Source organism: Bacillus pretiosus, from assembly GCF_051294775.1.
GTDB lineage: Bacteria > Bacillota > Bacilli > Bacillales > Bacillaceae_G > Bacillus_A > Bacillus_A wiedmannii.
The window spans coordinates 1-285 of sequence record NZ_JBPPHF010000523.1 but is presented as its reverse complement, the minus strand read 5'-3'; the positions used below and the strand labels follow the sequence as shown (position 1 = coordinate 285).

The following is a 285-nucleotide window of genomic DNA, read 5'->3' as shown; positions in this document are numbered from 1 at the left end:
GATTTAATGAGTATTATGATACACAGCAATTGTTTGATGACCTTTACAATAGAAGTAGTAAAGGGGAGATATTCAAAAAACTAATCTCCCTTATAATGAGTGAAGAAAATATAAAACTTGCCTATCGGAATATAAAGAGGAATAAAGGAAGTTACACTAAAGGTTCTAATGATACTACTATTTTAGAAATAGCTGAACAAAATTTAACTACATTTGTAGCAAAAGTACAAAAAGCGCTAGAAAATTATAATCCGAAACCTATTAGGAGGGTGTACATTCCAAAGA

General features: G+C 29.8%; 1 pseudogene. It reads left to right on the top strand.

The window, feature by feature from the left end:
- A pseudogene (locus tag ACSG5Z_RS32005) lies at positions 1-285 on the top strand (group II intron reverse transcriptase/maturase); the annotation flags it as partial.